The 7,879-nt window shown below is 48.9% G+C and carries 6 protein-coding genes; 2 read left to right on the forward strand and 4 right to left on the reverse strand.

Annotation, left to right across the window (positions count from 1 at the left end):
* The first annotated feature begins 22 nt into the window (after positions 1-22).
* Complete coding sequence (gene gyrA, locus KKE17_01000; GenBank protein MBU1708559.1) at positions 23-2,512, forward strand: DNA gyrase subunit A; 2,490 nt, start codon at positions 23-25, stop codon at positions 2,510-2,512.
* Between the two features lie 3 nt (positions 2,513-2,515).
* Positions 2,516-3,559: an NAD(P)-dependent glycerol-3-phosphate dehydrogenase gene (locus tag KKE17_01005; protein MBU1708560.1), complete on the forward strand. Its 1,044-nt coding sequence runs from the start codon at positions 2,516-2,518 to the stop codon at positions 3,557-3,559.
* Here KKE17_01005 and ald read toward each other — a convergent pair.
* The 4 genes from ald to ccsA all read right to left on the reverse strand — a co-directional run.
* Positions 3,554-4,660: an alanine dehydrogenase gene (ald, locus tag KKE17_01010; protein ID MBU1708561.1), complete on the reverse strand. Its 1,107-nt coding sequence runs from the start codon at positions 4,658-4,660 to the stop codon at positions 3,554-3,556. The two genes, KKE17_01005 and ald, sit on opposite strands and share 6 nt — an antisense overlap.
* A 229-nt stretch (positions 4,661-4,889) precedes the next feature.
* The gene (locus KKE17_01015) at positions 4,890-6,398 is read right to left on the reverse strand and encodes a B12-binding domain-containing radical SAM protein (GenBank protein MBU1708562.1); all 1,509 of its coding nucleotides are present in this window, start codon (positions 6,396-6,398) and stop codon (positions 4,890-4,892) included.
* A gap of 159 nt (positions 6,399-6,557) precedes the next feature.
* A complete protein-coding gene (locus KKE17_01020) occupies positions 6,558-7,094 on the reverse strand; it encodes a hypothetical protein (GenBank protein MBU1708563.1) in 537 nt (178 codons plus the stop codon).
* Positions 7,091-7,879: cytochrome c biogenesis protein CcsA (gene ccsA / locus KKE17_01025; GenBank protein ID MBU1708564.1), on the reverse strand; the 789-nt coding region annotated here is incomplete at its 5' end. The genes KKE17_01020 and ccsA, both read right to left, overlap by 4 nt.

A 7,879-nucleotide genomic window follows, 5' to 3' on the forward strand; every position in this document is an offset into this window, starting at 1 on the left:
TGAAAGATAAGGTAAAAACAACATGGTTGTAGAAACAGAACTACCTGAAATGCAAACAATTTCCATCGAGAAAGAATTAAAAAAGTCCTATCTCGATTACGCGATGAGTGTCATTATCGGTCGGGCTCTGCCAGACATTCGTGACGGATTAAAGCCGGTGCATCGGCGGGCGCTGTTTGCAATGCGCGAGCTTAATAATTACCACAACAGACCGCATCTTAAATCAGCAAGGATCGTCGGTGATGTTATCGGTAAGTATCATCCCCATGGAGACACGGCAGCCTATGACACCATCGTCAGGATGGCACAGAGTTTTTCTTTGCGCTATCCCCTGGTGGATGGACAGGGAAACTTCGGGTCCGTTGACGGCGATTCACCTGCGGCCATGCGGTATACCGAAGCCCGGATGACCAAGATAGATCAGGAAATCATCGCAGACCTTGAAAAGGATACCGTCGATTTTATACCCACCTATGACAATTCCATGCTTGAGCCGGTGGTTTTTCCCACCAAGATTCCCAACCTTCTGGTGAACGGCTCTTCCGGTATTGCTGTTGGTATGGCGACTAACATCCCGCCGCACAACCTCACCGAAGTAATGACTGGCCTGATTGCGATGGTTGACGACCCGAGCATGTCCGTGCACATGTTGATGGACATTATTACCGGGCCGGATTTCCCTACAGGCGCTTACATCTGTGGCCGGGCGGGAATAAGACAAGCCTATGAAACCGGGCGGGGTTCAATTATACAGCGCTCCAAGATCCACACGGAAAGCAATGCCAAGGGAAGAGAAAAAATTGTAGTCACAGAATTACCCTACCAACAGAACAAGGCATATCTTGTAGAAAAAATTGCCCATCTTATCAAAGATAAAAAAATAGAGGCTATTGCCGAAATCCGGGACGAATCGGATCGGCAAGGTATGCGGATTGTTCTGGAACTGAAAAAAGATGCTATTGCCGAGGTTGTGATCAACCAGCTTTATAAACAGACGCCGTTGCAGAAAAGTTTCGGGGTAATTCTTTTAAGCGTTGTAAATAATAAACCTGAGGTTCTGAATCTCAAACAGATTCTCGAACACTTCATCCTGCATCGCCGTACCATAGTCTATCGGCGCACCGCTTTTGATTTGAAAAAAGCTGAAGAACGGGCGCATATTCTGGAGGGTTTGAAGACCGCGATTACTAATCTTGATGAGGTTGTTGAACTCATCAAGGGCTCATCAAGCCCTCTGGAAGCAAGAGTCGGCCTCATGACCCGGTTTGAGTTAACCGAGATCCAGGCGCAGTCTATTCTGGACATGAAGCTCCAGCGGCTCACCGGTCTTGAACGGGAGAAGATTCTCAAAGAATATGGCGAGTTGATGCTGCTGATTTCAAGATTAAGGGAAATCCTCGGCGACGAAATTGAAGTTATGAAGATAATCAGGGAAGAATTTGAACAGATTCGTGAACAGTATGGCGATGAACGGCGAACCGAGATAATTGAGGCCCCGGATGAAATTCTTCCGGAGGACATGATTCCCCAGGAAGAAATGGTCATAACCGTATCCCGTGACGGGTTTATCAAGAGAAATCCTGTGGAATTGTACCGGTCGCAGCGAAGGGGCGGCAAGGGCGTTAAAGGGATGAACACCACAGAAGAGGATTTTGTAAATGCCCTGTATCTTGCATCATCCCATGATACATTTCTCTTTTTCACCAACCGTGGCAGGGTTTTCTGGAGAAAGGTCTATGAGATTCCCCTGGCCAGCCGGATCTCACGCGGCAAGGCGATAGTCAACCTTCTCGAGCTTGGACAAGAAGAAGCTGTGGCTGCAATTCTTCCGGTAAGCACCTTTGAGGTGGAAGAAGGCTCCGAAGCCCATATCTTGATGGTTACCAAGATGGGAGTGATTAAAAAGACTGTGCTTTCAGAATTCAGGAGGCCGCTCAGGAAAGGAAAAATTGCCCTTACCATCCGTGAGGGGGATGAAATAATTTCCGCAGCTATTACCAACGGAAAAAATGAAATCCTTCTGGTTTCCCATAATGGCATGTCCGTCAAGTTCAACGAAGAGGATGTGCGCACCATGGGACGCACTGCCGCCGGTGTCCGGGGAATCAGGCTTGGGAAAGATGACCGGGTTGTCAGTGTTGTTGTGCTTGATTCGGATTCATCTGTTCTGGTTGTTACGGAAAACGGCTACGGCAAGCGCACCTCAGTAGAAGAATACCGTCTGCAGAGAAGGGGGGGCCGGGGGGTCATTGCCATTAAGGCAAGTGAAAGAAACGGCAAGGTCATTGGCGCCCTGCAGGTGGTTGACGAAGACGAAATCATGTTAATCACTGATGGCGGCAAAATTATTCGAATCGATCTGCAGAGCGTCAGGGTGATCGGCAGAAACACCCAGGGCGTACGGCTCTTTAACCTGGGAGAAGGTGAAAAAGTTGTAGGTCTGGACCGTGTGGCCGAGGCGGAAACTCATGAAGAAGCAGACGGCATAGAAGAAGAAAACGAAGAGGAATAAACAATGCCTTTGCCCTCAAATTCTTTGGACCGTGTAGCCGTTATTGGCGCCGGAAGCTGGGGGACGGCTCTTGCAAAGCATCTCAGCGACCAAGGCAGACAGGTTTTTTTGTGGGCTCACAAAAAAGAGCATGTTGAAGCCATCAAACAAACCCGGGAGAACAGTGCTTACCTCCCGGGTTTTCCGTTAAATGAAAACCTTTTCCCCACAGACGATATTGCTGAAGCAGTTGGCAAAAGCAAGGCAATTGTCATGGTTGTGCCATCCCATGTCTACCGGGAGGTGTTTACTCAGGTTGTCCCTTATCTGCTAAAGGACGCCTTTGTCATCTCCGCTGCCAAAGGCATTGAAAACAACACCCTGCTGACCATGAATCAGGTGATGGCGGAAGTTCTTTCCGATGAGAAGATTGACACTGTACATCTCGGCGTGCTGGCCGGGCCGAGCTTTGCAAAGGAAGTGGCGCAACAGATTCCCACTGCAGTCACCGTAGCAGCCAAAACTCAGGAAGACGCCCTGTTTTTCCAGAAACTTTTTTTCTCTGAGAGGTTTCGGGTTTATGGCGGTACCGATATTATTGGAACGGAGCTTGGCGGGGCGCTTAAAAATATTGTGGCGATTGCTGCGGGAATTTGTGACGGCTTGAAGTTCGGCACCAATACCAGGGCAGCGCTCATAACCCGCGGATTGGCGGAAATTACCCGTCTCGGAGTCAAGATGGGTGCCCAACCCCTCACCTTTTCCGGTCTTGCAGGAATGGGCGATCTGGTACTTACCTGCACAGGAGACCTCAGCAGGAATCGCTATGTGGGTTTAAAGCTTGGACAGGGCAGAAAAATAAATGAGATTATTGATGAGATGAAGATGGTTGCCGAGGGTGTTAAGACCACGGCATCTGCCAAGGCGCTGGCCGAGAGAGAAGGTGTGGATATGCCGATTCTTGACCAGGTCTATGGGGTACTCTATAAAGACAAGCCCTGCAATGAAGCGGTTCACGCCCTGTTGACCCGCGATCAGAAGGACGAGATCGATTCTACCCACTCATAGTTTAAGAACTTCAAGTTGTTTCCCCTGGGCTTCGGCCACCTCTTTGTTCACCAGTTTTCCTTTATAGACATTTACTCCTCTGGCAAGCGCTTTGTTTTCTCTGAGTGCTTTCGTAAGTCCCTTATTGGCTATTTCAAGGGCAAAAGGCAGGGTGGCGTTGGTCAGGGCAAAGGTGGATGTTCTTGGCACAGCGCCTGGCATATTGGTGACGCCGTAATGAATAATCCCGTCAACCACAAATATGGGGTCGGAATGGGTAGTGGGTCTCGATGTTTCAACTGAGCCTCCCTGGTCAATTGCCACATCAACGATCACCGACCCCTTTTTCATCAGTGACAGCATCTCCCGGCAAATGACATTTGGCGCCCGGCCGCCGGGGACCAGAACGGCGCCGATCACAAGGTCTGTAATTGTAAGCTCTTGTTCAATGTTATGGATATTGGACATCAGGGTGTTGATGCGCCCGGCAAAGATATCCTCCAGATAGGCCAGGCGATGAAGATTAGTATCGAGGATTGTAACCGTCGCCCCCAAGGCTGAAGCCACCCGTGCTGCGTTGCTGCCAACGGTGCCGCCGCCGATAATTGTTACATGACCATGCTCGACACCGGGAACGCCGCCGAGAAGCACGCCCCTGCCGCCGGATTCTTTTTCAAGATAGCGGGTGCCAACCTGAATTGACATTCGCCCGGCAACTTCACTCATCGGCGCCAGCAGCGGCAGATAGCCGTTATCAAGTTGCACGGTTTCATAACCTATGCCGATGACTTTCTGCTGAACGAGGGCATCGGTGAGTTCCGGAAGCGGCGCCAGGTGAAGGTAGGTATAGAGAATCTGGTTTTTTCGAAGGAGGGGGTATTCGCAGGCCAGGGGTTCCTTGACCTTGACGATTATCTCCGCCCGGCCAAAGACTTCTGCTGCCGTATCAACAAGTTCCGCCCCGGCAAGCATATATTCAGCGTCCGGAATGGCGCTTCCCTCACCGGCGGTTTTTTCAATGAGTACCGTGTGGCCAAACGATACGAGGGTTTTGACGCCGGCCGGAACCATTGCCACACGAAATTCCTTGTCTTTAATCTCTTTTGGAATACCGATGATCATTGTGTTGCCTCTTTAAGGACTCAACTTCCGGTTGTATCTTGTAGAATTATTACAATAAATTCATTGATCGGTCCCTTTTGTTCGACTTCATCAGGATTCAGAATGCCTGATTTTACAGCATTTCTTCAGGATTCTGAGTACTTACTCCTGAATTCCAAGTGAAAGCCGCTTCGAAACAGCTGAGTAAACCCTTTACATTCAGTTTGTTATTCTGAATCGGAAAGTTCAGTTATGGAATTGGCGGAAACGGACCGATATGATTATTTTCCGAAGCCGTAAAACTCTTCAAGACTTCACGAACTTCCCTGGGCATTTCTTCGCCTTTACCGGCCATTTCCCGCATTTGTCCGGCAAGATAGGAGTTATTGATCAGCAACCGGAAAACCTCCACCATGAATTCCTGCTTCCAGGGCGAGAGCTGTTTGAGGTTCTTGAATTTATGCATGAAAAATGTGCGTGCGGCGCGACCGAGCTCTTTTTCCACTTCCTCCAGCGTCATGTTTTTGGGTTTGAGAACCGGTTCCACCAGGTTGTATTTTCGATAATCTTTGGTGGCCACATATTTTTTCAGCTTCGGATACAGATCCGCATACGGCCAGGGAGCCAGAGCCAGAAAAAAAGCCATGTCCGGATTGTAATGAATGGCAAGCTCGATGTTTTTTTCGATGGATTCAGAGGTTTCATCGGGCATCCCGAGCACAAAGGAGGTTTCGGAAACAATGTCTGCCTGGTTGATGAGATCTATTGCTTTTTTTGACTGCTCAACCTTGGTGCCCTTTTTAAAAAGATCAAGGGTGGCCTGGGATCCGGCCTCAACCCCGACATAAATATGCTCAATGCCGGCGCGGTTGTATTTTTCAAGGATATCTTCGTCGCGAAGAATATCGTCAACCCGTGTTTCCATGAGCAGTCTGACCCCGGGGTCGCGTTCAATGATCAGGTCGAGGATCTGCTCCCAGCGGTTTCTGTCCCGGGTGGGGATTTCATCGGCAAGCATGGCCACCGTCACCCCGAATTTCCGGTTGAGCATTTCAAGCTCGGCAACAAAATTTTCCGGGCTTCTTGCCCGCCAGGTCTTCTTCCAGAAAAGCTGCTGAGAACAAAACGAACAGTTCTGGCTGCATCCCCGTGAAGACGAAACAATTGCCAGGGTGGAATTTTTCTTGGGACGATAGGAGTAGATCGGCCACTCAACCAAATCCCAGGCAGCGGGCAGCGAGTCCAGGTTTTCAATAAAAGCGGCAGGAGGAGTTGAAATAATCCGTTGTTTTTCTTTGAAAGCAAGGCCGTTGACTTTATTGAGATCACCCCTGGCGTTGAGGCAGTCAAGAAGCGCGGGAAAGGTGATTTCGCCCTCCCCTTTTATTATAAAATCGATTCCGGAATCTTTTTGCGAGAGCAGTTCCTGGAAGCAGAAGGTGGCGTGGACATTGCCGGCAACCGTGATGATTTCAGGGTTTATTTTTTTGGCGAGACGCATGACGTCCTGGGCATCAAGGATTGAAGCGGTAAAAGATGTGGTTGCAACCACATCGGGCTTGAAATCCTCGATGCGTTTCCGGATGTCAGGTAATTCGTGCCAGAGGGACATGGCATCGTAATAATCCACTTCATAGCCGGCCTGTCTTAACGACCCGGCAATATAGACAAAGCCAAGGTTCATCCAGGTGCCGGCTGATTCAACCACACCGGAATGATACGGCGGGGTTATAAGGGATATTTTTCGTATCGTCTTCATGCAGGTTTTTTTGGGTAATGAGGATGCTGCCGTTTTGTTATGAGCGGGGATTTAGTGCAACGAATAAATTTTGAAAAGGCAGGACCCCTCTGCCAGCTCAATATCAGGTAAAATAAATCTGTACCTATAATACCAGCTTATTGAAAATCATTTTAATGATTATTTGCTTTTTACCGGGGCCTTCCCTTTCGGCTGATCCGCGGGCCGTTCAAAAAAAGAAAGCCCGCCTTTTTTGTTGGTTTCAGACCATTTCCGGATGGAGATGTCGTCCACCAGCCAGCGACCGGCTTCAAGAACCAGGTGATAAACATTTTCATAGGTGATGATGTTGTCAGAAACTTTTTCGTTGGTGTCGATGTTGTAAAAATTGCAGGTCCATTGTTCCCGCGTTCGTATTTCTGCTTTATTCTGGTTATCGGCAAGAATTTTTGAATCTAGAAAGGTTATTTCATCAAGCAGGGTATCCATCCTGATCCTGCCTTCGCCCAGGGCCGCCATGTGGTGATAGGCCTTTGTTGTTCGTTGGGGTGTTGCGATTCTCGCAAGAGGGGTCATATTCAGGCTTCGGTATCCTTCGGAAAGAAGCCGGTTGTAGGTCTGCACCGAATCTTGGAGTTCCTGGGCACTGGTGGATTTTTGCTCAGCGCATCCAAAAAGCAGCAAGGCTGCAAGAATAAGGGGAAAGACTTTTTTCATCGGAAATAACTCGAATGCACCGAGGTGTCCACCAGGGGAATAATGAAGATGCAGAGGAGAGAAATGACAAAACAGAGAATAAAGAAATATGCGGCTCTTTCGCCTTTTAAGTCGAAAAATTTTCTCATATGCAGATAGAGTCCAAAGATGATCCAGGTGCCCAGTGACCAGATTTCAATGGCATCCCAGCCCCAGAATCTTCCCCAGGACTGATAGGCCCAGATCGAGCCTGAAAGCATGGCAATCGCCCAGAAAATAAAACCAAAGCCGGCGAACCGATAGGCAAAGGCATCGTTTACCGGGTTATCGGGAATTTTGTCCAGCCAGGGATAGGAGGTCCGGTTTTTCAGGATATATAACAGGGAAAAAGCCAGACTGGTCAGAAGCGTGGCAAGGGAAATTTTGTAAAAAGCCACATGAAGAATGAGCCAGAGGCTGTTTAAAGTGGGAGGTAATGACTGAATGGAAGTATCCATAAACATGCCGATGGCAATCAGCAGGAAAGCCGCTGGAAAGACGATTATGCTGATCTGCCTGATCCGCGGGTAAATCCGGGCAAAAAGCAGAAAAAAAACAAGCATGACCCAGGCGTTTGAAGAAAGCACTTCGTACTTTGAGATATATGGCCCGTGTCCGGCGGCAATCCACCGAAAAACCAGGGCTCCGGAGTGAACCAGGAGCCCGGCCCAGACCAGGATGAGGCCAGCTTTTTCAACTTTTGCCTTTGAAAAAATAATTCCCCAGCTGTTAGCCAAGGAGGCAAAGGCGTAAATAAACACTGCGAG

Source organism: Pseudomonadota bacterium (genome assembly GCA_018823135.1).
In the GTDB taxonomy this organism is placed as follows: Bacteria; Desulfobacterota; Desulfobulbia; order Desulfobulbales; family CALZHT01; genus JAHJJF01.

What these genes read in the sequence shown, in the direction of transcription:
- gyrA (MBU1708559.1), top strand. Translation starts at nt 23, where the DNA reads ATGGTTGTAGAAACAGAACTACCTGAAATGCAAACAATTTCCATCGAG.
- KKE17_01005 (MBU1708560.1), top strand. Translation starts at nt 2,516, where the DNA reads ATGCCTTTGCCCTCAAATTCTTTGGACCGTGTAGCCGTTATTGGCGCC.
- ald (MBU1708561.1), bottom strand. Translation starts at nt 4,660, where the DNA reads ATGATCATCGGTATTCCAAAAGAGATTAAAGACAAGGAATTTCGTGTG.
- KKE17_01015 (MBU1708562.1), bottom strand. Translation starts at nt 6,398, where the DNA reads ATGAAGACGATACGAAAAATATCCCTTATAACCCCGCCGTATCATTCC.
- KKE17_01020 (MBU1708563.1), bottom strand. Translation starts at nt 7,094, where the DNA reads ATGAAAAAAGTCTTTCCCCTTATTCTTGCAGCCTTGCTGCTTTTTGGA.